General features: G+C 36.2%; 27 protein-coding genes (1 of these 27 cut by a window edge). 10 read left to right on the forward strand and 17 right to left on the reverse strand.

Annotation, left to right across the window (positions count from 1 at the left end; genetic code table 11):
* Positions 1-206, forward strand: partial view of a YgzB family protein gene (locus tag UtA1_RS16215; RefSeq protein WP_096552216.1) — the 3' portion only. Its footprint begins 154 nt before the window's first position; only the last 206 of its 360 coding nucleotides appear in the window; its start codon lies beyond the left edge, outside the window; the stop codon is at positions 204-206.
* A gap of 240 nt (positions 207-446) precedes the next feature.
* On the opposite strand, the gene perR is transcribed toward UtA1_RS16215, so the two are convergent.
* The 3 genes from perR to bcp all read right to left on the reverse strand — a co-directional run bounded on the left by perR (position 447) and on the right by bcp (position 2528).
* Positions 447-899, reverse strand: coding sequence for a peroxide-responsive transcriptional repressor PerR (gene perR / locus UtA1_RS16220; RefSeq protein WP_040764514.1), 453 nt, complete (start codon positions 897-899; stop codon positions 447-449).
* Between the two features lie 203 nt (positions 900-1102).
* Positions 1103-2047: a D-2-hydroxyacid dehydrogenase gene (locus tag UtA1_RS16225; RefSeq protein WP_096552218.1), complete on the reverse strand. Its 945-nt coding sequence runs from the start codon at positions 2045-2047 to the stop codon at positions 1103-1105.
* A gap of 4 nt (positions 2048-2051) precedes the next feature.
* Entirely contained in the window at positions 2052-2528 is a 477-nt protein-coding gene (gene bcp, locus UtA1_RS16230) for a thioredoxin-dependent thiol peroxidase (RefSeq protein ID WP_096552220.1), read from the reverse strand.
* Positions 2529-2650: 122 nt separating this feature from the next.
* Here bcp and UtA1_RS16235 point away from each other — a divergent pair, with 122 nt between their 5' ends.
* The 3 genes from UtA1_RS16235 to UtA1_RS17360 all read left to right on the forward strand — a co-directional run bounded on the left by UtA1_RS16235 (position 2651) and on the right by UtA1_RS17360 (position 5883).
* Positions 2651-3940: a glutamate-1-semialdehyde 2,1-aminomutase gene (locus tag UtA1_RS16235; protein ID WP_016837850.1), complete on the forward strand. Its 1290-nt coding sequence runs from the start codon at positions 2651-2653 to the stop codon at positions 3938-3940.
* A gap of 232 nt (positions 3941-4172) precedes the next feature.
* Positions 4173-5264 carry an FUSC family protein gene (locus UtA1_RS16240; RefSeq protein ID WP_016837851.1) on the forward strand — a complete coding sequence of 364 codons (1092 nt, stop codon included), beginning with the start codon at positions 4173-4175 and terminating at the stop codon, positions 5262-5264.
* Positions 5265-5739: 475 nt separating this feature from the next.
* Positions 5740-5883 (forward strand): hypothetical protein, encoded by a 144-nt coding sequence (locus UtA1_RS17360; protein WP_172597780.1) that lies wholly within the window; start codon positions 5740-5742, stop codon positions 5881-5883.
* A gap of 87 nt (positions 5884-5970) precedes the next feature.
* Here UtA1_RS17360 and UtA1_RS16245 read toward each other — a convergent pair whose 3' ends face one another.
* Positions 5971-6570, reverse strand: a complete 600-nt coding sequence (locus tag UtA1_RS16245; protein WP_016837852.1) for a Crp/Fnr family transcriptional regulator — start codon at positions 6568-6570, stop codon at positions 5971-5973.
* 147 nt (positions 6571-6717) lie between these two features.
* On the opposite strand from UtA1_RS16245, the gene UtA1_RS16250 reads away from it, so the two are divergent.
* The 4 genes from UtA1_RS16250 (at position 6718) to cysK (ending at position 10377) form a co-directional block, all read left to right on the forward strand.
* Positions 6718-7566: an ABC transporter ATP-binding protein gene (locus tag UtA1_RS16250; protein ID WP_016837853.1), complete on the forward strand. Its 849-nt coding sequence runs from the start codon at positions 6718-6720 to the stop codon at positions 7564-7566.
* A complete protein-coding gene (locus UtA1_RS16255; RefSeq protein ID WP_172597892.1) occupies positions 7532-8284 on the forward strand; it encodes an ABC transporter permease in 753 nt (250 codons plus the stop codon). The genes UtA1_RS16250 and UtA1_RS16255 overlap by 35 nt, the downstream gene beginning before the upstream one ends.
* Positions 8285-8298: 14 nt before the next feature.
* A complete protein-coding gene (locus tag UtA1_RS16260) occupies positions 8299-9309 on the forward strand; it encodes an aliphatic sulfonate ABC transporter substrate-binding protein (protein WP_096552224.1) in 1011 nt (336 codons plus the stop codon).
* Between the two features lie 144 nt (positions 9310-9453).
* On the forward strand, positions 9454-10377 hold the full coding sequence (gene cysK / locus UtA1_RS16265) for a cysteine synthase A (RefSeq protein ID WP_016837856.1): 924 nt from the start codon (positions 9454-9456) through the stop codon (positions 10375-10377).
* Positions 10378-10465: 88 nt separating this feature from the next.
* Here cysK and UtA1_RS16270 read toward each other — a convergent pair whose 3' ends face one another.
* The 5 genes from UtA1_RS16270 to UtA1_RS16290 form a co-directional block, all read right to left on the reverse strand.
* Positions 10466-11368 carry an ABC transporter permease gene (locus tag UtA1_RS16270; protein WP_016837857.1) on the reverse strand — a complete coding sequence of 301 codons (903 nt, stop codon included), beginning with the start codon at positions 11366-11368 and terminating at the stop codon, positions 10466-10468.
* 15 nt (positions 11369-11383) lie between these two features.
* Positions 11384-12388, reverse strand: a complete 1005-nt coding sequence (locus UtA1_RS16275) for an ABC transporter permease (protein WP_096552226.1) — start codon at positions 12386-12388, stop codon at positions 11384-11386.
* 71 nt (positions 12389-12459) lie between these two features.
* A complete protein-coding gene (locus UtA1_RS16280) occupies positions 12460-14055 on the reverse strand; it encodes an ABC transporter substrate-binding protein (RefSeq protein ID WP_016837859.1) in 1596 nt (531 codons plus the stop codon).
* Positions 14056-14089: 34 nt separating this feature from the next.
* Positions 14090-15067, reverse strand: a complete 978-nt coding sequence (locus tag UtA1_RS16285; RefSeq protein WP_016837860.1) for an ABC transporter ATP-binding protein — start codon at positions 15065-15067, stop codon at positions 14090-14092.
* Positions 15042-16055 carry an ABC transporter ATP-binding protein gene (locus UtA1_RS16290; protein WP_016837861.1) on the reverse strand — a complete coding sequence of 338 codons (1014 nt, stop codon included), beginning with the start codon at positions 16053-16055 and terminating at the stop codon, positions 15042-15044. The genes UtA1_RS16285 and UtA1_RS16290 overlap by 26 nt, the downstream gene beginning before the upstream one ends.
* Before the next feature lie 416 nt (positions 16056-16471).
* Here UtA1_RS16290 and UtA1_RS16295 point away from each other — a divergent pair, with 416 nt between their 5' ends.
* Entirely contained in the window at positions 16472-17587 is a 1116-nt protein-coding gene (locus UtA1_RS16295; protein WP_096549683.1) for an IS4 family transposase, read from the forward strand.
* A gap of 335 nt (positions 17588-17922) precedes the next feature.
* Here the strand turns inward: UtA1_RS16295 and UtA1_RS16300 are convergent, their stop codons facing one another.
* The 5 genes from UtA1_RS16300 to mutY form a co-directional block, all read right to left on the reverse strand.
* On the reverse strand, positions 17923-19668 hold the full coding sequence (locus UtA1_RS16300; RefSeq protein ID WP_096552228.1) for an ABC transporter ATP-binding protein: 1746 nt from the start codon (positions 19666-19668) through the stop codon (positions 17923-17925).
* A gap of 130 nt (positions 19669-19798) precedes the next feature.
* Positions 19799-20347: a nucleoside tri-diphosphate phosphatase gene (gene ntdP, locus UtA1_RS16305; RefSeq protein WP_016837863.1), complete on the reverse strand. Its 549-nt coding sequence runs from the start codon at positions 20345-20347 to the stop codon at positions 19799-19801.
* 245 nt (positions 20348-20592) lie between these two features.
* Positions 20593-20736: a hypothetical protein gene (locus UtA1_RS17365; RefSeq protein WP_172597780.1), complete on the reverse strand. Its 144-nt coding sequence runs from the start codon at positions 20734-20736 to the stop codon at positions 20593-20595.
* A 488-nt stretch (positions 20737-21224) separates the two neighbouring features.
* Positions 21225-21365, reverse strand: a complete 141-nt coding sequence (locus tag UtA1_RS17370) for a hypothetical protein (RefSeq protein WP_016837864.1) — start codon at positions 21363-21365, stop codon at positions 21225-21227.
* A gap of 46 nt (positions 21366-21411) precedes the next feature.
* Positions 21412-22491 (reverse strand): A/G-specific adenine glycosylase, encoded by a 1080-nt coding sequence (mutY, locus tag UtA1_RS16310; RefSeq protein WP_016837865.1) that lies wholly within the window; start codon positions 22489-22491, stop codon positions 21412-21414.
* A 117-nt stretch (positions 22492-22608) separates the two neighbouring features.
* Here mutY and UtA1_RS16315 point away from each other — a divergent pair, with 117 nt between their 5' ends.
* A complete protein-coding gene (locus UtA1_RS16315) occupies positions 22609-23595 on the forward strand; it encodes a metal-dependent hydrolase (RefSeq protein WP_096552230.1) in 987 nt (328 codons plus the stop codon).
* A gap of 135 nt (positions 23596-23730) precedes the next feature.
* On the opposite strand, the gene UtA1_RS16320 is transcribed toward UtA1_RS16315, so the two are convergent.
* The 3 genes from UtA1_RS16320 to recX are packed head-to-tail and all read right to left on the reverse strand — an operon-like array spanning position 23731 to position 25119.
* Positions 23731-23991, reverse strand: coding sequence for a YfhJ family protein (locus UtA1_RS16320; RefSeq protein WP_016837867.1), 261 nt, complete (start codon positions 23989-23991; stop codon positions 23731-23733).
* A 1-nt stretch (position 23992) separates the two neighbouring features.
* Positions 23993-24319 (reverse strand): YfhH family protein, encoded by a 327-nt coding sequence (locus tag UtA1_RS16325; RefSeq protein ID WP_096552232.1) that lies wholly within the window; start codon positions 24317-24319, stop codon positions 23993-23995.
* A complete protein-coding gene (gene recX, locus UtA1_RS16330; RefSeq protein WP_096552234.1) occupies positions 24316-25119 on the reverse strand; it encodes a recombination regulator RecX in 804 nt (267 codons plus the stop codon). The genes UtA1_RS16325 and recX overlap by 4 nt, the downstream gene beginning before the upstream one ends.
* Positions 25120-25124: the final 5 nt, after the last annotated feature.

Below are 25124 nucleotides of genomic sequence, written 5' to 3' on the forward strand. Positions count from 1 at the left end.
TTGCCAGCACTGTTGTTTATCTTTGGATCGGGATGTTGTCCACCCGGGCAGTGAAAGTAGTTTGTCCAAATTGTGGTAAGCATACAAAAATGTTAGGACGTGTAGATATTTGCATGTATTGCAACGAACCATTGACTTTAGATCCGTTACTAGAAGGAAAAGAATTCAGTGAAGATTACAATAAAAAATCGAAAAATAATCAATAAAACGAATGAGCCTGTCCAAATAGTACAGAACTTTTGGGCAGGCTCAAATTCTTATGACCAATATTTTTTATCATTTTCGCAACTATTTATCTGCGACGAATGGATTTGTTCTTATTTTTCACCTTTCAAGTAACGCAACCGTTATCATCCAACTCTTTATAAAAAAGATAAACATTAATCGCATACAAGCTATCTTTATGAAGACATAAAAAAACCTAGCAACGAAGGTTACTAGGATTTTTATAGCACTTGCTTATTCTTTTGTTCTAGACAGTCAGGGCATGTTCCATAAACTTCGAGGCGGTGAGAATTAACTTTGTAACCAGTAACATGAGATGCGAAGTGTTCAACTTCTTTTAATGCTGGGTAGTGGAAATCAGTAATTTTCCCACATCCTTCGCAAATCATATGATAATGGTCGTTTGTTACAAAATCAAAACGACTCGCTGCATCACCATAAGTTAATTCTTTAACTAAACCTGCTTCACGAAATACACGTAAATTGTTGTATACTGTCGCAACACTCATGTTTGGAAATTTACCTTCCAATGATTTATATATTTCATCAGCAGTTGGATGAGACATAGAATTAATTAAATATTCCAAAATAGCATGACGTTGTGGAGTAATTCTTACGCCCGTTGCCTTTAACGTGTCTAGAGCATTTTTTAGATGCAATTCAGACATCGTCATGCACCTCTTTCCACTCATTATTAATTGATAATCGTTATAAATAGTGTACCTAAATAATTGAAATTCGTCAACAATTCGACATATTTAAACTCTCGGTATATTGATTTTCTCAAATTCTTTTATTATGTTCAATATATTATTTATTGGAAGTTTTCATCATGATAACAATCTAATTTTTAAATAATATTTATTCTAATTTAAAATTAATATCCACGCAAAATATCCATAACATTTTCTAAATCTCTATCACCGCTCATCCACTTTCTTAAGCTTGGTTTAAATATTTCAAAGCTACGTTCTAAATATCTTGAAGACCGGCTTGAAATATGAGGTGAGAGCGTTACATTATCCATTTCCCAAAGCTTGCTATCACTCGGTAATGGTTCCGTTTCATAAACATCTAACACTGCATGGAAAATTTGCTTTTCTTCAAGTGCTTTTATTAAATCTTCTGTTCGCACTAAATCTCCTCGTCCAAAATTCATAAAAATGCAATTATTTTTCATTAAAGTAAAATCTTCATAAGTCAACAAGTATTTTGTTTCTTTTGTGCTTGGCAAAATAGAGATGACAATATCCGCTTTAGGTAACAATTGTTTTAATTTATCCATTGAATGCGTTTCATTCATGTATGGAGCACTTTCTCCGCTGCGGTTGAGTCCAATTGTGTATACTTCAAATGCTTGTAACATACGCCCAACTTCACTGCCAATAGCTCCTGGGCCTAAAATAAGAGCAGTTGAACCATTTAATTCATACAATTTTGTTTGTTGATTCCAAATTTTTTCTGACTGCTGTTTATAAATAAATGGCAATGCTCTTTTAATCGACAACAGATGAGCTAATATGGATTCTGCCATTGGTTTTTTATGTATGCCTCGCACATTTGAAACAATAATACCTCTATCAGCAATTGCTTGTGCAGGCATTTTTTCAATTCCAGCAGAAGCTACAAAAATCCACTCTACTTTTTCAGCAATTTTAATTTTTTCATTATCTAAATCTTCCCCGTAAGTAACTAACACTTCCGCTTTCGCTAATTCTTCTTCATCGATTTTTTTATGGAAAACAAAATCAACTTCAGGAAAATCTTTTAGTAAAGATTCTTTTAAATCTGGTCTTGGATCAAATGTGAAATAAACCCTCATATCGTTACTCCCCTTTAAAATCACGCAAATATTGCAAAACTTCTTTAATATGATCTTTTACGCGAACTTTTCTCCATTCCTTCATAATGATTCCATTTTCATCTATTAGAAATGTAGAACGTTCAATTCCCATATATTCTTTTCCAAAATTTTTCTTTAAAACCCAAACGCCGTATTTTTTACATACTTCATGATTTTCATCTACTAGCAAAGTAAATGGTAAATTATATTTTTCAATAAACTTTTTGTGTCGTTCTGCCGAATCTCCACTAACACCTAATATCACCGCATTCAAATCGGCAAAGGATTCATGATGGTCACGGAAATCACAAGCTTCCGTAGTACAACCAGGCGTCATATCTTTCGGATAAAAATACAGAATTACTTTCTTTCCTCGAAAATCACTTAAGCTCACTGGTTCACCATTTTCATTTAACAGCGTGAAATCTGGTGCTTCTTTATTTACTAAAGATTCATTCATAAAAATTCCTCCCTTTTGAATATCCTACCGAACCGCGTAAAATGTTTCAATTTCTTTGGCGTATTATACCAAAGAAGGCTAAAATAAAGTTAAAGTTGAAATTATAAAATGGAGGCAATACGATGATTCACACAAAATCTGAAGAAGTATATCAAGAAGCTTTACAACATATCGTAGGAGGAGTAAATAGCCCTTCACGTTCCTATAAAGCGGTCGGAGGAGGGGCACCCGTTGTAATGGCAAAAGGAGAAGGACCATATTTTTGGGATGTAGATGGTAACCGCTACATTGACTATTTAGCTGGATATGGTCCAATTATTACTGGCTTTGGACACCCACACATTGCAAAAGCCATAAAATTAGCTGCTGATACAGGGGTGCTTTTTGGAACTCCAACGGTTCACGAAGTAAAATTTGCAAAAATGTTAAAAGAAGCTATTCCATCTTTAGATAAAGTGCGTTTTACTAATTCCGGTACAGAAGCTGTAATGACGACTGTTCGTGTAGCTCGCGCCTATACTGGACGGACAAAAATCATCAAATTTGAAGGCTGTTATCATGGGCATTTCGACCAAGTATTAGTAGCTGCAGGTTCTGGACCAGCAACTCTAGGTTCACCAGACTCTGCTGGCGTTCCTGTAACAGTTGCTACAGAAGTCATTACGGTTCCTTATAATGATACTGAACAATTCCAAATGGCAATGGATAAATGGGGAGAAGACGTTGCTGCTATTTTAATTGAGCCAATCGTTGGAAACTTCGGTATGGTTATGCCAAAACCAGGTTTTTTAGAATATGTTCATAAAGTTGCAAAAGAATTTGGTGCTCTTACGATATATGATGAAGTTATAACAGCTTTCCGGTTCCATTATGGAGCTGCTCAAGACTTGCTAGGACTAACGCCAGATTTAACGGCAATGGGTAAAATTATCGGAGGAGGCCTACCAATTGGTGCGTATGGCGGCCGCAAGGAAATCATGGATACAGTAGCCCCACTAGGACCAGCCTATCAAGCTGGAACAATGGCAGGAAATCCTGCGTCTATGTTAGCTGGAATCGCTTGTCTTGAAGTATTGCAAACACCGGGAGTATATGAAGAAATGGATCGTCTAGGTGCAATGCTTGAAAAAGGAATTTTAGATGCTGCGGAGAAACATGGCATCACAATAACAGTCAACCGAATAAAAGGAGCGCTTACGGTATACTTTACAAGCGAAAAAGTTGAAAATTATAAACAAGCAGAACAATCGGATGGCGAAATGTTTGCCAAATTCTTTAAATTAATGCTTTCAAAAGGAATCAACTTGGCTCCATCCAAATACGAGGCGTGGTTCTTAACAACTGAACATAAAGAAGAGGATATTCTTGAAACGATTGATGCTGTAAATTATGCATTTTCAAAATTAAAATAAAAAATGCAAGTATGGAATACTATGCTTCACTCCTAATAATTTTGGGATATGTTGCCTTCTGCAAGCTAAATGGGATACAATAGGATTCCATGCTCCAACCATATTTTCAATACTTATTTTTTGACTAGCATATTTCCTTGGGGGATTTATTAATATAAATGAGAATCAGATTGTTATTGAATTATTTACTTCATTTTAATTTCTTAAAACTTTATAAAGTGGGGGCTACATTATGCAATTAGGCGCCCGAGTATTAAAAACAGGAGTAGCAATCGTCTTTTCTTTATTTTTAGCAGAACTTTTAAGTCTTCCATCGCCTGTTTTTGCTGGTATTGCTGCAATCTTTGCAATTCAACCTTCCATTTATCGTTCATATTTGACGATTGTGGAACAAATTCAAGGAAACTTGATTGGAGCAGTTGTCGCAGTTTTATTCGGGCTATTTTTCGGCCATCATATTGTGGCAATTGGTATCGCAGCAATTATTGTCATTGGCATTATGCTAAAATTGAAATTAAATTCATCCCTTTCATTAGCTCTCGTTACAGTAGTAGTTATTATGGTATATGAAGGCAATGATTTTTTGGAATTTAGTATCATTCGTTTTGCAACGGTAATGATTGGAGTATTTGCTTCTTTTATCGTCAATATGATCTTCCTGCCACCTCGTTATGAAGTAAAGTTATTCAGACTTATTCAAACACTGCAGGATGATATCATTCGATGGTCGAGATTAGCGATTCGAGGTGCTTCAGAGCATGTCTCAACAAAAAAAGCTTTAAGTAAATTTGAAAAAAGACTCTCTGAAATTGAATCAATTTATGATTTATATAAGGAAGAGAGGCAATATAGCAAAAAGAAACGAAATACGCAACTTCGCAGGCTTGTTGTGTATCGTCAAATGATTTTGACAACAAAGAAAAGTTTTGAGTTGCTCGTGAGACTTCATAAGCACGAAAATGAAATCGTCCATTTACCAATCGCATTCCAAACAATGCTTCAAGAGCGATTAGACTTTTTGCTAACGTATCATGAACAACTGTTATTGAAATATACTGGAAAACTTCGATCTGAGCATTCAAAATGGTCTGTTAGTAAACATCATTTAAATCGTTCGGAAGTAATGGAACAATTAATTAAACAAATCGAGATTGAAAAACAACGTGAAGGTGAAGAAGAGTTTTCTAGCTATCATTTATTCTACATTTTTTCACGAATTCTTGATTATGAGGAAAACTTGGAACATCTTGATACTTTAATCGTTTCCTTCCGCAACTTCCATAGCCAAGACCGCAATGAAGATTTAGAAGAGCAATTTTATTAATGGAGGGTTTTCTAAAGATAAAAAGAGCGAATCGATTCGCTCTTTTTTTGTTGGTGCGCCCGGCATGTACATGAACTATAGGGTGTAAGTCCCGAACCCCGAAGACAGAAGTAGAGGTTAGCCAAGAGCAAGGGTGTCCGTGGTGACGCGGAATCTGAAGGAAGCTGGAGGCAAAACACCGGTCCGAGGAACACGAACCTCATATAAGGCTAGGTATGATTGAGTGAGTTTGCCAAACAAAACAAAGCTCTTTCTGTCGAAGGTCATATCGAGTAAATGAGGCGGATAGATGGTGTGAAAGTGCATGTACTTACCCGGGGAGGTCTGGCGGATAGGTGAAGTACGCTTCATAACCTACTTAGTGATAAGTAGCTGAACCGTCAGAAGTCAGCAGAGGTCATAGTATTAGTTGGTCTAGAACAACTGAGAAGGACCGAACAATTAAGAGAGAATAGCCCTTGGCATTCAGTGAGTCATGATGAACACAGAAAACGTAGTACCTCACTTGAGGAAGGAAGCGGTGAATCCCGTGGGAGACCTCTTGGAGGGTGGAGTGACCACTGGCATAAGAAGACAAGCTATTCACGGAAGTTATGAAAACTTGCGTCAATTATCTTAATTGAACCGCCGTATACGGAACCGTACGTACGGTGGTGTGAGAGGACGGGAGTTAATCGCTCCCTCCTACTCGATGCTGAAAAATATTTTATTGTAGTTTTTCAACATCAACTATCATAATGATTCCACTATCATAAGAAAGGGCTCCATCTTTTTTCCATTTACTTAAATAGTTACTGATTTTTTGACGGCTGCAACCAAGATAATTCGCCATTTCTTCATGGGTCAGAGGAGATTCAATTAATAGTACTCCTTCTTTATCTTTTGCCATTTTTAAAAGCAACCATCGTAACCGTTCAGGAACTGTCATCGTAGAAAGCACGAAGTTTAACTGTTCCGCTTTTTCTAATTGTTGTATCAAAGAATCAAAAATAAAACTTTCTCTTATATAAGGATTATGTAATAAATCAATCGGCATTGAATAAAGTATACAATCTGTCAGCGCCACAGCGTATCTTGTATATTCCTGACATCCCTTTAAATATTCTAAATATCCAAAAAACTCATTTGACTCGTTTAAAGAAATGGTCGTTGTTTTACCATCTAAAGAATCCGCAGCCAGTTTCACTATTCCCTTTTCAATATAATAAAATGAATTTATTTTCTCTCCTGTTTGATAAATCGGTTTTCCCCTTTTTACTGTAACTAACTCACCGAATTGCATTAATTTATCTGCGATTTTTCCCATAATTCCTCCTTATATACTTTGATTATACTAAAATCTTTTAATTTTGTAACAAAAGTGACAGAAATTATTTTTATTAATGATTAAAATTTCTTTTAACAACAAAACCCATTAATTTAGTTTGTTTTATAAGAAATTAGGTGAATGAAAATGACCGAACATATTGTATTACAGAACGTATACAAAACGTTTTCTAAGAAAAATCATTCCGAGACAGTTGCATTAGAAGATGTTTCACTATCAATAAAACGTGGTGAATTCATCTCCTTACTTGGACCTTCTGGATGTGGGAAATCTACATTATTAAATATCATTGCTGGACTTGAAAAAGAAACTTCTGGACAAGTGCTAATTAATGGCTCACCGATTACAGGGCCTGGAAATGATCGTATTGTTGTTTTTCAAGAATCCGGCTTATTTCCTTGGATGACTGTTTTAGAAAATGTCATGTATGGATTGCTTATAAAAAAAGTGCCAAAAGAAGAAGCAAAGATGCGGGCAATGAATTGGATTCAAAAAGTGCACCTTGGCAAGTTTGCTGACAGAAGCCCTCATGAATTATCTGGAGGGATGAAGCAGCGAGTTGCTATTGCTCGAGCTTTAGTAATGGACCCAGAAATATTATTAATGGATGAACCTTTCGCTGCATTAGATGAACAAACGCGAATGGTACTTCATCAAGAACTGGAGACCTTATGGAGAGAAACGGGTAAAACAGTTATTTTTGTTACCCACAACATTCGTGAAGCTGTCGTTCTTTCAGATCGAATTGTATTAATGAAAACACGGCCAGGTGGAATAAAAAATATATTTTCAGTGCAGGCAGCACGTCCACGCAATTCATCCGACAGCATTTTAAATTATTTAGAAACTCGCATTTTATCTGAGCTTGAGCAAGAGATGGAAAAAGTGCTGAAGGAGGAATTAGGCAGTGATTACGCACTTAAGAAGGATCGCCTTCATATTGATCCTCATAATAATTTGGGAAGCGATATCTAAACTCCAACTATTTCCTGCATTTATGTGGCCACCCCTACTTTTTCCAAATGAACCTGGGGGAGTAACTGTATTTAAAACTTTCATTAGTGGAATTGCCTCTGGTCAATTGCTAGAAGCTACAGGTGCTTCCCTACTAAGGCTGATTATCGGATTTATTATTGCTATCGTAATTGGGCTGCTACTAGGATTATTAATTTATAAATATAAAGTTGTAGATGATACGCTTGGATTTTTTGTAACAAGCTTACAGGCGATTCCAAATATCGTTTGGTTGCCGTTAGCCATTTTATGGTTCGGACTGGGGGTAGGATCTGTTCTATTTATTGTCATATTAGGTGCCGCCATCTCTGTGACCATTACATCGAGCGCTGCATTTAAAGGAGTAAATCCCCTATTGATACGTGTAGCACAAACGATGGGATCTTCTGGCTGGCATTTATTCCGAACTGTTATTTTTAAAGCTTCCATCCCGCAGCTAATTGCAGGACTTCGCATTGCTTGGGCTCTTGCTTGGCGAGCAGTTCTTGCTGGAGAATTACTTGGCGGCGGTGGTGGCGGTCTTGGAACATTGCTTGACTTAGGCCGCTCTATTCAAGCGATGGATTTAATTTTCAGCATCATGATCATCATCGGAATCATTGGCTCTCTAATAGACAATATTGTCTTCGTTCGCCTCGAAAAATTTGTATTCCGTAAATGGGGCATTTCATCAACTTAAAAGGAGATGTAAAAATGAAAAAGATTTTATACTTAGCGATTTTATCACTTATCGTATTTGTACTCGCTGCATGTGGAAACAGCGGTTCAGAAAATAGTGGAGAATCTGGAGGTAGTTCTGAAGCAACTGAAATTCGTATCGGCTATTTCCCAAATATGACACATATCGCAACAATTGTGGCATTGAAAAAAGGATATTTTGAAGAACAATTTGGCGATGTAAAGATTTCTACAAATACTTTTAGTGATGGTTCTTCCTTCATGGAAGCTATGTCAACTAACGCCATTGATATCGGTACAGTAGGACCTACTCCAGCTTTAAACACATTTATTAAAAATCCAAAACACGAAATTATTTCAGGTGCAGTTAACGGTGGAGCGGTTTTAGTTGTTGCTGGCGATTCAAATATAAACTCTGTGCAAGATTTAGTTGGTAAAAAAATCGCTATCCCAACATTCGGTAGTACGCAAGATGTTGGTTTAAGAAAATCTCTAATTGACGCTGGGGTAAATGTGAAAGATGTCATTACAGTTAAACAAGCACCAGCTGATACAGCAGCATTAATATTAAAAGGAGAATTAGATGGTGCTGCAACTCAAGAACCTTGGGGAGTAAATATCGAAACAACTGCAGGTGCTAAATTATTATTAGATGAAAATGAATTTGCTTGGGGCAGTGAATCAACAAACACTGTTGTAGTAGCACAAACAAAATTTACAGAAGCTAACCCAGAACTTACAAAAAAATATTTAAAAACGCATATTCAAGCGATTCAATTTATTAATGAAAATCCAGATGAAGCGATTCAACTATTCTTAGATCATATTAAAGAAATTACAGGTAAAGAGCTTTCATCTGATGAAGTAACGAAAGCATTTGCTCGATTAAAAGCGACAACAGATGTAAATGAAGATGTCATTAAAGAAATGGCAGTAATTTCAAAAGAAGCCGGATACATTAATTCTGACAACATCGAAGGACTTGTAAACCTTTCTTATTTAAATGAAGTATTAAATGAACAATAATAACAAAATTTTATTGTAAAATGCGGGCACTTAACCAAGTCTTGTCCTTATCCTATGGGTATGAGCAACTTGGAGAAGTTGCCCGTCTTCGTTTAATGAAAGTACTGTTAATTTTTAGTAACACTCTTTGAAAGGACGTCCATTATGAAAAGATATAATTCGATCGTAGAACTTATTGGCAACACGCCCATTGTGAAATTAAATAAACTACCTTCTCCTGAAGGAGCAAACGTTTATATAAAATTGGAATCTTTTAACCCTGGTGGGAGCGTAAAAGACCGCGCTGCCTATAATATGATTGTACGTGCAGAAAAAGAAGGAAAATTAATCCCTGGGAAAAGTACCGTCATTGAACCAACGTCAGGAAATACAGGAATCGGGCTTGCAATGGTTTGTGCAGTTAGAGGTTATCGTTGTATTATTACGATGCCTGATAATGCAACGAAAGAACGCATTCAATTAATGCGGGCATATGGAGCAGAAGTGTACTTAACTCCAAGTCATTTGAGAATGCAAGGTGCCATTGATGAAGCATATCGAATTGCAGCAAACATTCCAGATCACTTCATTCCACTCCAATTCGAGAACGAAGCCAATTCGGATGCTCATCGAAATACAACAGCGGTTGAAATATTAAATGCTTTCGGAAATCAACTAGATGCTTTTGTTTTAACAGCAGGTACTGGCGGCACTATTACAGGTACAGGAGAAGAATTGAAGAAAGCTTTGCCAAACTTGAAAATTTACGTTGTTGAACCAGCTGGATCTCCAGTACTCGCTGGTGGAAGCCCAGGGCCACACAAAATCCCAGGCACAGGACCAGGATTCATCCCTAAAATTTTAAATACAAACATTTATGATAAAATTCTTCATATAGAAGATGGAGCTGCCCAAGAGACAGCAAGACGTCTAGCTAGTGAAGAAGGAATTTTAGTCGGTGCATCTGGCGCAGCTTCTGCCTATTTTGCAATTCAATTTGCGAAAGACCTTCCTAAACAAGCAAATGTGCTGTGCCTTGCACCTGATACTGGAGAACGATACTTATCGACAGATTTATTTGAAGTATAAATAAAGATCCAAAGTCAATAATGCTAAAAAGAGCTTGCTAGAATGACAAAAATTCCAGCAAGCTCTTATTTATCAAATTGGAAAGACTTTAGTTTTTCATTTTTGGATCAAGTGCATCTCTTAATCCGTCCCCCATTAAGTTAAATCCAAGAACAGTTAACATAATTGCAAGTCCAGGGAAAATCATTGTCCAAGGTGCATTCATTAAATAAATGCGCGCATCCGCTAACATTTTACCCCATTCTGGTTGTGGCGGTTCCGCTCCTAACCCTAAGAAGCTGAGAGCTGCCGCTTCAATGATAGCAGTCGCAATTGCTAATGTACCTTGAACGATGACTGGTGCAAAAGAGTTTGGCAATATGTGTCTTAATAATATTCTGGAATCTTTCATTCCAATTGCCTTTGCTGCTGTTATATATTCTTCTTCTTTAACACTTAATACTTTTGAACGAATTAACCTTCCAAAATTCGGCACGTTTACGATAGCAATCGCAATGAGAGCATTTTGTAAGGAACTACCTAAAATTGAAACAATTGCAATAGCCAATAATATACTTGGAAAGGCTAGTAAAATATCAAAGAACCTTGAAATGATCGTATCAACCCATCGACCATAATAGCCTGCAATGATTCCTAAAAAACTACCAAGAACAGCAGACAATACAACCGCACCAAAGCCGACTGTTAAAGAAATTTGTGCCCCCCATACAACACGAGAAAAAATATCTCTTCCAAATTCATCTGTTCCAAACCAAAATTCACTTGAAGGAGGTACTAAATGAGTGCTTGGATCTCCTAACTTTTGCTCGTTAATCCCTTCAGGAGCAATAATTGGAGCAAAAAGTGCAACAAGGATGAAAAACAATACAATGACTGTTCCCGCTACAGCCGATTTACTTCTTAGAAAAGTGCGTAACGCTTCTTTCCAAGGAGACGTCACTTTATCTTCCACTACTTGCACATTCATGTCTTTTGTTGCTGTTTCTGCCATAGTCTCCCCCTCCTTCTAGTTGTACTTAATTCGCTTGTCAATGAATGAATATAAAATATCGACAATAAAGTTGATAATGACGAAGAGAAATGCCACAACTAAAATGCCAGATTGAATCACCGGATAATCCCTAAATCCAATTGCTTCATATATGTAGCGACCAATTCCTGGCCAACTAAAAATTGTTTCTGTTAAAATAGCTCCACCTAACAGCAATCCAGTTTGTAAACCAATTACCGTTAAAATTGGAATAATTGCATTTTTTAAAGCATGTTTATACACGACAATAAACATTTTTTGTCCTTTTGCACGAGCTGTGCGAATGTAATCAGATCGCATTACTTCAAGCATAGATGAACGAGTCATTCTGGCAATAATCGCCATCGGGATAGTTGCAAGAGCCATTCCAGGCAAAATTAGGTGTTTTACGACTGTTCCAAATTGATCATATCTACCTTGAATTAATGTATCGATTAAATAGAAATGCGTTATGGCCATAATTGGATCTCGTACTTCCTCACGTCCAGAAGTAGGAAACCATCCTAAATTAATGCTGAACAACCATTGTTCTAACAAACCAAGCCAAAACACTGGCACCGATACGCCAATTAAAGCAATTACCATTGCTAAATAATCAAACCAAGTATTTTGGAACCAAGCCGATATAATACCAGCATTCATTCCGATTACAACTGCAATAAACATCGCAAAAAACGCTAATTCAAAGGTTGCGGCAAGATATGGCCAAATTTCAGTAGATATTGGTTGATTTGTTCGGATAGATACCCCTAAGTCTCCTGTAAGCAACCCTTTTAAGTAATCAAAATATTGAATATACCACGGATTATTTAGTCCTAAATTTTCTCTTAATGCTTCCACAGATTCTTTTGTTGCTTGTTGTCCTAAAATCATTTGGGCTGGATCCCCAGGAATTGCACGAATAATTAAAAATACAATAAAAGTCATTCCAAGAAGCACAGGGATTAGTTGCAAAAATCTACGCCCTATGTAGTGAAGCATATTCTTCACCCCTCTACAAATGGTATAAATGCTTGGCACTCATACAACTTGCATGAGTGCCTTGCATGAAATTACTGAATTTCTACATTCGATAATACTTCTGAACCCGTTGGATGTGGTTTGTAGTTCGTTACACCTTTCTTAGCAGCAAGAAGTGGTATAGAGTGAGCTAATGGTACCCAAGGAGCGTCTTCTTTTATAATCTCTTGAGCTTTCTTATATAGCTCATTTCTCTTTTCTTCGTCTACTTCAGATTGAGCTTGGATTAGTAAGTTGTGAACTTCTTCGTTCGCATAGTACGCATAGTTATTACTTCCGATTGTATCTTTATCTAGTAATGTATAAATGAAGTTATCTGCATCCCCATTGTCACCAGTCCAACCTAATAAGAATGCATCGAATTCACCATTTTTCGCCATATCTAAATATGTTGCCCATTCTGCTGTTTTAATTTCAGATGGAATTCCAACGTCTTGTAAGTTTTTCTGAATAGCTTCAGCAATTTTTCTTCCATCTGGCATATATGGACGTGGTACAGGCATCGCCCAAAGTTCAATTGGTGTACCATCATATCCAGCTTCAGCAAGAAGAGCTTTTGCTTTTTCTGGATCATATTCATAATCTTTTATCGCATCATTATAACCGCTAATAGATGGTGGCATTGGGTTTACTGCCACTTCAGCTCTTCCTAAATAGAATGCGTCTACAATCGCTTGTTTATCAATTGCATGGTTCACTGCTTGACGCACTAGTTTATTATCAAATGGTGGACGAGTGTTAGTTAAACCTAAATAACCAATATTCATAGATGGTCGTTCAATTAGTTGTAAATTCGCGTTTGCTTCAACTGATTGTGCATCTGATGGATTAATTCCGTCTGCTAAATCGATTTCCCCAGCAACTAATGCATTTAAGCGCGCTGAGTTATCAGGAATAGAGCGGAAAATAACTTTGTCTAACTTTGGTAAACCTTCTTGCCAGTAATCTTCAAATTTTTCAAGTGTAATAGAATCATTTCGTTTCCATTCAACAAACTTAAATGGTCCAGTACCAACTGGATTATCTCCAAAGCTTTCACCATATTGATCTAAAGCTGTAGGTGAAGCAATACCGAATGGGAACATCGCTAAGTTTTTCAAGAATGGTGCTTGTGGTCTTGATAATTTAAAGATAACCGTATAATCGCCATCAGCAATTACTTCACTAATAATATCTTCTCCATCAGCTTTAAACATGGAGTGATAGTAATAGAATTTTTCTGAAGCTCCAGCTTTCCAGCGTTCGAAGTTTTTCACTACCGCTTCAGCATTGAAATCTGTACCATCATGGAACTTGACACCTTCACGTAGTTTAAACGTATACGTTAAACCATCTTCACTTACTTCCCAGCTCTCAGCAAGTCCTGGGTGAATCGTTGTATCTTGCTCACCGAAATTTACTAATGTTTCATATATGTTGATTGTTACTTTTGCTGATTCACCATCTGTAACAATCGCTGGGTCTAGAGATACTGAATCTCCACCGCGTCCAAATACTAATACTTGCGGTACATTTGATTTTTTGTCTCCGTCCGTTTCAGCTGGTTCATTCGCTTTATCATTACCGCTACAAGCAGCCAAAACGAATATCAGTAGAAGCAGTCCTACTGACCAAAGTTTTTTTAACATAAAACCCCTCCTAATTTCAAATCTTAAATTTATGTCATTGCTGCGGTTCATCATAAAGATGACACGCAACAGAATGACCAGGTTTAACTTCTTTTAATTCTGGAACTATTGTCTTACATGCTTCTGTTGCAAATGGACATCTTTGTTGGAATAAACAACCATTCTTTGGTAGAGATTCTGCAACATCTCCTTGAATCAAGATTTGTTCCTTTTGATAAGTAGGGTCCGGTATTGGAACTGAAGAAAGCAACACTTTTGTATATGGATGTAACGGTTCCTCGTAAAGAGATTCGCATTCTGCTAATTCTACTAATCTTCCTAAATACATGACCCCTACACGATCACTAATGTGTCGTACAACACCTAAATCATGTGCAATAAATATATATGTTAGTTTCAAATCTTCTTGTAAGCGCTTCATTAGATTTAGAACTTGAGCCTGTATCGAAACGTCTAATGCTGACACTGGTTCATCAGCAATGATGAGTTTTGGATTTGTCATTAGAGCTCTTGCAATACCAATTCGCTGTCTTTGCCCACCGCTAAATTGGTGGGGATATCTTTTTGCATGGTACGAATTTAAACCAACGATTTGGAGAAATTCTTTTACCATTTCTTTTCGAACACTTTTATTTCCAATACCATGAACAATTAACGGTTCTTCTAATATTTGTTCAACAGTATGTCTTGGATTTAATGAAGCATAAGGGTCTTGGAACACCATTTGTAAATCTCTTCTTGCTTTCCGCATCTCACTTTTTGAGAGAGATGTTAGTTCAATGCCATTAAAATAGATTTTTCCATCCGTCGGCTCCAAAAGCCGCATAATCATTCTTCCTGTTGTGGACTTTCCACAGCCCGATTCCCCCACAATGCCCAGTGTCTCACCTTCATATACTTCAAACGAAACACCATCAACCGCTTTCACTACATCAGTTGTTTTTGAAAATCCCTTTTTTTTCTTGGGAAAATGTTTTTTTAATTGTTCAACTTTCAACAGCACGTTTGTCATAAACTGTCCCCTCCCCTTTTTCCAATAAGAAACATCTTGCCTTATGATTGGCTGAAACATCATATATTGGAGGATTTTCATTAAAGCAACGTTCTCTCGCAAATTCACATCTTGGTGCAAATCGACATCCTACTTTTATTGACCCAGGTTTCGGCACTGCACCAGGAATAGAATAGAGCGTTTCTTTTTTCTCTCGCATATCTGGAACTGATTGAATTAATCCTCTTGTATATGGATGGCTCGGATTTTTAAATATTTCCATCACTGGTGCTTCTTCCACAATTTGTCCACTATACATAACAATTACTCGTTCACATATTTCCGCCACTACCCCTAAATCGTGGGTAATGAGTAGAACAGCTGAATTGAATTTTTTATTCAAGTCTTGCATTAGTTTCATAATTTGCGCTTGGATTGTTACATCCAAAGCGGTTGTCGGTTCATCAGCAATAACTAGTTTCGGATTACATGCCAAAGCCATCGCGATCATTACACGTTGTCTCATCCCCCCTGATAATTGATGGGGATATTCTTTCATTAATTCTTCCGCCCGACGTAGCCCAACAAGTTTCATCATTTCAATGGCATGATTGGCAGCCTTCTTTTTATCCCACTTATTATGTATTCGAATAGCCTCAATCAATTGGTTACCAATTGTATAGAGAGGATTTAGAGACGTCATTGGTTCTTGAAATATCATGGCAATATCTTTTCCACGAATCTTTCTCATTTCTTTTTCAGAAAGCTTCGTTAAGTCTTTGCCTTCAAGTAATATTTCACCTGATGTAATTTTTCCTGGAGGGTTTGGAACTAGTCCCATTATGGATAACGAGGTAACACTTTTCCCGCAACCAGATTCTCCAACAATTCCTAATATCTCTCCCTCATAAACTTTAAAATCTATATGATCTACTGCAGGAATTTTTCCGTCGTTAGTAAAAAACGTCGTTTCTAATCCTTTTACCTCTAACAACACTTTTCTTTCCATGTATTCACCCCATTTGTTTTTTTGTAGCTTCGTGTTGAAAAATTGACTCATTTTACTTCTTACTTAGAATTTTCTGAAATAATATTGCAAAAAAAATTCGCTTGAATGAATGGCTTAGTTAATCATCCTTCTACCTTAAATCAAAAATACTACTAGTAAAAAAGTAGAATATCATAATATAATGATTTAATTTTAACAAATGCCAGATAAGAAAAAAAATTCCCTAAACTAAAAATTTTTCCATTTTACTAAACATTTTATACTTTTATATCTAACCACTAGCATTGCACTAATTAAATCTGATGATTCAAAATACTAAGAATGTTCAATTTTTTATTGATTTCGAAACAAAAAAATCCTTTACAATGGAAGTACAGGTGGTTCCTGTCCAAATCCAATCGTAAAGGATAAACGTTATGGACAAGAATACACTAATTTCATCATTTGGTAAATGGGTTTCACCCATAAATATTCAAAAACTTAGCGAACAAGTCAAAGAATTGAAACAGGACTATTACACAAAAAAGCTGACAACAGAAGCCTATATTAAACTTTTATTGGTAGCCCAGCTGCTCGAATTTAAGAGCTTAGAGGAAATGAGTGATGCACTTGTAGACGAAGATCTTCAAAAAGCACTCGGATTTGAATCGATAAGTGCCTCTCAGCTATCCCGAAAAAACAATCAGATCAACCCACTAATTCTTGCAAATTTGTTCTTGGATCTTGTTTGGAAAATTCAACGGTACCATTATAAAACCGGAAAGAATATGCCACTGAAAATCATTGATTCAAGTACACTCCCGTTGAATTTGACCAATTATAAATGGGCAAAATTCCGTAAAACAAAAGCTGGTGTAAAGCTACACTTACGGCTCGTTTTCATGGATAAAGACACCGTCTATCCTGAAAAAGCAGTGATTACGACAGCAAAAGAACATGACCGAAATCAACTCGAAGTCCTAGTGGATGATAAAGAAGCCATGTATGTGTTTGACCGCGGTTATGTGGACTATGAACGTTTTGATCGGATGACAGATGATGGCTATTTCTTCGTTTCAAGACTGAAGAAAAACGCAGTCATTCGTGAAGTCTATACATTTTCACTTCCTGATGATTGTCACGTTCTATCCGATAAAATGGTCTACATTGGTACCACACAAAATCGTACTGAAAATGTCTTTCGTCTACTAGAAGTTATGGACACAAAAGGGAACTTACTTCGTTTCATCACCAACCGATTTGATTTAAAACCAGAAGAGATAAGTGATATTTACCGATCTCGCTGGGCTATTGAACTCTTTTTCAAATGGCTCAAGCAACACGTAGAAATTAAGCACTTTTATGGAATGAGTGAAACAGCTATTCAAAATCAAATTTTCTTAGCCCTTATCACGTATTGCTTACATGTTCTCATTCAATTGGAGATGAAAAGTAAGAAATCTCTACTTCGAATTACTCGTTGGTTAAAGAGAGCTCTGTGGAAACCAGCTTATGTTTGGTTGCGAAAATTTGATGGGCGAGCCAGTCCATAATCTCCCTTTTGTCGTTGTCGCTCTGGTTTAACTGTATATATTTACCAAATGGGCAGTGCCACCTTTCTTTAGGTTTTGTCTTTTTGGCACAAATTCACAAAAATTAATTAACAGAAAATTCTAACTATATTTATGCAATGCTAATGATATCTAACCTAGCAATATTTGTTTTTATTACAGAAAATTTAGAATTATTCAATTTATTCAATCCGACAAAAGTTTTATTTTGTTTTTTTATCTATATAAGGTGATGAAGAAATTAAATATTTTTAGAGCATAACATTATTTTCAACATAAAAAAACACCCAACCTCAATTGGTTGAGTGCAAAATCAATTATTCTAATTGTTGTATTTGGAATAAATCATGGTAAACTCCCTTTTTCGACATTAACGACTCATGAGTTCCTTCTTCAATTAGTTCACCATGATCGATAACAAATATTTTATCTGCATGGGTAATTGTTGAAAGACGGTGGGCAATAATGATTGTCGTTCTATCACTTGCCAAACGTTCCAAAGATTCCTGAATTAACGCTTCACTTTCTAAATCCAAAGCGGAAGTTGCTTCATCTAACACTAATATCGGAGGATTTTTTAAGAACACCCTTGCAATCGCGATGCGTTGTTTTTGACCTCCAGAAAGCTTCACACCTCGTTCTCCCACTTTTGTGTCATAGCCATTTGGCAAGGACATAATAAAATCATGAGCGTTTGCTGCTTTTGCTGCAGCAACGACTTCTTCATCAGTTGCATCCGGTTTTCCCATTAAAATATTTTGTTTTACTGAATCGCTGAATAAAATATTGTCTTGCAATACAATCCCAATTTGCGAGCGCAATGATTTAATATCTACATCCCGCACATCTCGATTGTCAATTTTTACCGAACCACCCGTTACATCATAAAAACGTGGGATGAGGCTAACAATCGTCGATTTTCCTCCACCGCTCATTCCTACAAACGCTGCTGTTTCTCCTGGTTGAATTGTAAAGTTTACATTTTTCAAGACTGGGTTTCCTTCTTCTTCATACTTAAATTCAACATTTTTAAACTCTACTTTCCCCGATACAGGTGGTAAAGGCAATGCATTCGATTTATTTTGAACATCATATTCTTCATCCATCAAACTAAACATTCGGTCCATGGAAGCAATGGATTGAGTAAGCGTTGTCGATGAGTTCACCAATCTTCTTAGCGGTGCATACAACCGTTCGATATAACCCATGAAGGCTGCCATTTCTCCGACAGAAAGTTGTCCATTAATGATTAAATATGATGCAAAACCAATCACTAATAATGGCGCAATATCCGTTATAGTGTTAACAACCGCAAAAGATTTTGCATTCCATCTTGTATGATCCAACGATTTTTCTAAAAACTCTCCATTTTCTTTATCAAAAATCTTTTGCTCATGTTCCTCAAGAGCAAAACTTTTTATGATGCTGATGCCGCTTACTCTTTCATGTAAATAGCTTTGTACATTTGCTAACGCTTGCGAACGTATTCTTGTTAATGCCCTTAGTCTTCCAAAAAAATATTTTACGCTAATTGCAAATAAAGGAAGAGAAATAATAGAAACAATTGTTAACTTCCAATTCATTGTTAACATGATTCCTATTACAATAAGAATCGTCGTCATATCAAGCCACAAGTTCATAAGACCAATCATCACGAAGTTTTTCGTTGATTCGACATCATTGATTACACGGGATATAATATCTCCTGCACGATGATTGGAATAATATTTCAAGCTTAATTTTTGCAAATGTACAAACAGTTTTTTTCGAATATCAAACAACACTTTATTGCTGACGTGTTGGGCAAAATATTGTCGGTAATATTCAACAGGTGGACGAATAATAAAGAAAATAATAATCGCTCCACCTAGCCAATAAACCAATTGCTCAATACGCTCGGCATTCGTTAATTCCGTATTTAATATAATATCATCGATTACAATTTTAGTTAAAAACGGAATAAATAAAGGAATAGCAAACTTAACAACTCCTATAATGAGGGTTAAAATGATTTCCCAATAATAGGGTTTTACAAATTGCATATATCTTCTAATACTATCCAAATATCGTCACATCCTTAATGCCACCCAAAGTTAGTTGAGTTCAAATTTTACTAATTGATATTTCATAAATATAACGTTTATATTTTACCACAATAAAAAGACGTCTCTTCATGTGAGACGCCATTGTTCGTTATTTATCGTTAGACCGCATGTCTTTATAAAATAAATAACGGTTTGTCCAAACTTCAATAAAGTCTTGGGCAAAAGGCCCTTTTTTTTGCTTTACCCAGCTCAACAATTTCGTTACATTTCGCTTTAAAATTTTATCAATTACTTCTGGATATCCCATTTCATTTTTATGTTGTTCATATTCATCTTCGTCTAATAATGTGTAAGATTTATCTGGAAATACTTTTATATCCAAGTCATAATCAATGTATTTAATTGCGTTATTGTCAAATACGAAAGGAGAACTCATGTTGCAGTAATAATAAACTCCATCTTCACGCAACATGCAAATAATATTAAACCAATGTTCTGCATGAAAATAACATATGGAAGGTTCCCTTGTAAGCCAAGTTCGACCATCCGCTTCCGTTACGAGCGTTCTGTCATTCGCTCCAATAATAATATTTTTCGTTCCTTTTAAAACCATCGTTTCATGCCAAACTCGGTGGATGCTTCCATTATGTTTATAACTATGTATTTGTATGGTTTCTCCTTCTTTCGGTACCGTCATTTTAGCCCCACCTTTACTCTTTCTCTATATACTCACGTTTATTATATCAATGTTTATAAAAACTTGTAGAAAATTACACATTCTTTATTTATTATATTTAGAAATTTCCTTTTTTTCTATTTAAAATGTCATAAAATTACATAAAAGCTGTGTGACAATAAGCTACAAATAATCGAGTAGGAGGGAGCGATTAACTCCCGTCCTCTCACACCACCGTACGTACGGTTCCGTATACGGCGGTTCAATTAAGATAATTGACGCAAGTTTTCATAACTTCCGTGAATAGCTTGTCTTCTTATGCCAGTGGTCACTCCACCCTCCAAGAGGTCTCCCACGGGATTCACCGCTTCCTTCCTCAAGTGAGGTACTACGTTTTCTGTGTTCATCATGACTCACTGAATGCCAAGGGCTATTCTCTCTTAATTGTTCGGTCCTTCTCAGTTGTTCTAGACCAACTAATACTATGACCTCTGCTGACTTCTGACGGTTCAGCTACTTATCACTAAGTAGGTTATGAAGCGTACTTCACCTATCCGCCAGACCTCCCCGGGTAAGTACATGCACTTTCACACCATCTATCCGCCTCATTTACTCGATATGACCTTCGACAGAAAGAGCTTTGTTTTGTTTGGCAAACTCACTCAATCATACCTAGCCTTATATGAGGTTCGTGTTCCTCGGACCGGTGTTTTGCCTCCAGCTTCCTTCAGATTCCGCGTCACCACGGACACCCTTGCTCTTGGCTAACCTCTACTTCTGTCTTCGGGGTTCGGGACTTACACCCTATAGTTCATGTACATGCCGGGCGCACCAAAAATAAGGTATAGACAGACGTCTATACCTGGAAGTGAAATTTATTCACTCATTGAATAATACCTTATTTGTTGTTATTGCGGTTGTTGTTTTGTTGGTTTTGTTGATTTTGTTGTTGTTTATTTTGTTGATCTTGACGAGTTTGTTGAAAATCTTGTTCTTGAGCAAACTCCTCTTGGTTATTTTTGTTGCGATTTTTTGCCATGAATGTTCACCTCCACGCTAGATATTGTGCACAGATGAACAGGTTATTATTCCAAAGGTTTAAAAATATATTGTTTCAGAAAATTCTTAATTTTTATCATTGGCACAGGAAGGGGTAATTCCTCAATTTCTTTTAATGTTACGAACTGAACCATGTCTCCTAATGGTCCAATTTCTTTTACTTCTACTAAATGACATCGTAAATTCCAAATGAGATGTGAAAATACATGTTTTTGTTCAAAAAAATCTTCTTCCAATACTTTTGTAATTTTAACATTGTATGTTTTTTCAAAAGATTTCCCTGTTTCTTCAGGTGATTTTTCCACAAAAATCATCGGAAATTGCCACATATTTGCAAGCAAGCCATCACTATGTCGTCTTTCAAATAAGACTTTCCCATCATTCACTGCGATGTAAACATCGTAATATTCGTTTTTTACTTTTGTTTTCTTCGACTTTATTGGCAACTGGTCTGCGTCACCTTCCATAAAACTGACACAATATTCTCTAACAGGACAAAGTAAACATTTTGGAGAAGTCGGAGTACAAATCATCGCTCCCAAATCCATTAATGCTTGATTAAAATCGCCTGGGTATTCAGGATGAATAAGTTGTTCGACAGCTTTTTCAAATGTTTTGCGAGTTTTTGGAAGGGCAATATCTTCTGTTATATGTAAAACTCGGCTCAACACACGCATGACATTTCCGTCGACTGCGTGTTCTGGAAGATTATACGCAATGCTTAATATCGCTCCAGCAGTATAGGAACCTATACCTTTTAATTGTTGTAAATCATGGCGATTGTTCGGAACAATACCCCCGTATTTTTCTACAACTTCTTTAACGCCGCTTTGTAAATTACGTGCTCTTGAATAATATCCTAAGCCTTCCCACATTTTTAATAATTCTTCTTCATCGGCATATGCTAAAGCTTCAATCGAAGGATATTTCTCTATAAAACGATGATAATAAGGAATAACCGTATCAACTCTTGTTTGTTGAAGCATCACTTCTGATACCCAAATTTTATATGGATCTTTCGTACGTCTCCAAGGTAAGTCTCTTTTTTCACGGTGAAACCATTCGACAAGACTTTGTCGAAATTGTTGCGAATATGGATATTTCACTAGTACCTCCTACCAGTTTTCGATTTTAATTTTATTTAAAAGGGTATAATATAGTTATATAAATTTTGCATTTATTTTTAAAAAGCGTAGTCCTCCGATTATAAGGAGTTGATTTGGATGGATACAGGTACACATCTTGTCATGGGCATTGCGCTCGGAGGCTTATCTTTAATGGATCCAGTTGTTGCAAATCATAGCGTTACATTTGCAGCCGTTTTAACTGGGACGATTGTTGGTTCCCAAGCACCCGATGTAGATACTGTGTTGAAACTTCGCAATAATGCGGTTTATATAAGACATCATCGTGGCATTACCCACTCCACTCCTGCAGTCATTCTTTGGCCTATTGGAATTACCGCAATTGTATCACTCATTTTCCAAGACGCCAATGTACTACATCTTTGGCTATGGACATTTCTTGCCGTCTTTTTGCATGTATTTGTCGATATATTTAATGCTTACGGAACTCAAGCTTTACGCCCCTTTTCAAGAAAGTGGGTCGCCCTAGGTGTCATCAATACCTTTGATCCATATATTTTTGGTATCCACTGTATTGGAATAATTTTATGGGCTTTAGGTTCAAACCCGATAATAATCTTCTCCATTATGTATTTCATCATCATCGGTTATTATATTTTAAGATTTTTACTTCAACAATCGGTAAAAAATGCCGTTCGTAAAACGATTCCAGATGCAAAAATCATCATTGTTGCCCCAACGATGCGTTTTTTCACTTGGCGGGTTGCTGCAAAATCTGAAACGCATTACTATGTAGGACGAGCATTTGGAAGAACGATTAATATATACGATAAATTTAAAATTCGTCCTCTACCACAAACGCCATTGGTGGAAAAAGCATTGAATGATCCAAATTTATCTGCTTTTTTATCGTTCTCGCCAATTTATCATTGGGACATTTCTGAACTAGAAAATGGTCTTACAGAAGTTCGATTAGTCGATTTAAGATATCGAAGTAATGAACATTACCCTTTTGTTGCGGTAGCTCATTTGGATGAAGATTTAAACATTATTACTTCTTATACCGGTTGGATTTACAGTGAAGACAAACTACAACGAAAATTGCAGATTGGTGCAAGTGATTGAAATTGAAGTGGTCTTTTGAAAAATCATTATGAGACGGCTCACCTGCGACAAAGAAACTTGCTTCGACTAATATTTATAAAAATCATGATTTGAGGGTGTCTAGAAAGCTTTCGACTTTCAAGACACCCCTTTTCATTACTGTTCTTCCAATAAATGTGCATATTTCGGGTTACGTCCTGCAAATTCATGGATTTTATCGCCATAACTTTCAATCCATTGGCGAATAATTCTTTCTGTATATTCTGCCCCACGATAGACATAACCAGCTTTTGCATATGTTGCTTCAAAATCAGACCATAATAATTCAATCCAAGTACGAGCTTTGTTTTCAGATAAAAACGGATTTTTTTCTAATAATTCTTTCGTCAATTTATCCATAAGTGTGTATGCGTCCATATTATTCCCCCGCTTTCAATGGTGAGAGCATGGAAATAGGTAACGCTTCTTCAAAATTTTCACCGTTTAATCGGAAACCCCATGCAAAGCGTCCTTTTAAATATTCTACTTTGAAATATTCCCCAGGAGCACCATCAATTCTGTAAATCTCACCAGGCTTAATAAGTGACGGATCCATTAAATAGGCTTGAGCCATAAGCGTTTTTCTTTCGTAAACCGCAAACTCATTGACGATTCCTAATTGTTCTGCTTTTCTTGCTTTTTCCTTAAAGTTTGCTATTTCCTGTCTCAATTCTTCTGGAGTCATTTGAGCATAAGTTTTTTTCATTCCTTCTCCCTCTTTTCATCGATAAATCGATCGATTATCTCTAATGGAAATCCTTTTTGATACAGGGCTTGTTTTACTTTTAATTCAAGTTGCTTGTCTTCATATTTCCGAACATATTTATTCCAAATTTTCTCACCTTGTATGGTAATTAATTCGTACCATTCATCATCTTCTCGCTCTAATTGAATTTGGTCAAGTATTTCATTCACAATTTCAAAAGAATATCCTTTTCGAATTAATACGTCCTGTATTTTTTGCTTTATTTGGGTAGGTGTTTTATTGCTATTCATCTTCACTGTTTTTTCAGCTAACTGCATCGCTAATTGCATTTGTTCTTCATATGTAAATGATTTTAATGTTTTTTCGAGCGTTTTTTTATCAATTCCTTTTTTTATTAAGTCTTGCTTTATAGCCATTGGACCTTTTTTTGCAGTTTTTTTCCTTGTTTCAAGCAATGCTTTTGAATACGTTTCATCATTGAGGAAACCTAATTTTTCAAGTTTCCGAATTGCTTCGAGTACAACTGATTCGCCAAAGCCCGCATTAAGCAACTTTTTTTTCACCTCATATTCACTTCGCATTTGATAGCTTAAATATGATACTGCTCGATTAAAGGCTTTCGCAATTTCATCCTCATATGCAATTTCATCAATTTCAAATGAATCGAGTAATTTCCCTTTTGTTAAGCCAAACTTAATTAAAGTGGATTCATCTACTGAAAAGGCAAATTCTTCATTTAAATATATATTGTATCGCTCTTTATTATTTTTTTGACGGGTGATTTTTGTAATTACTTGCATTGAAA

Source organism: Ureibacillus thermosphaericus (genome assembly GCF_002370195.2).
GTDB lineage: Bacteria > Bacillota > Bacilli > Bacillales_A > Planococcaceae > Ureibacillus > Ureibacillus thermosphaericus.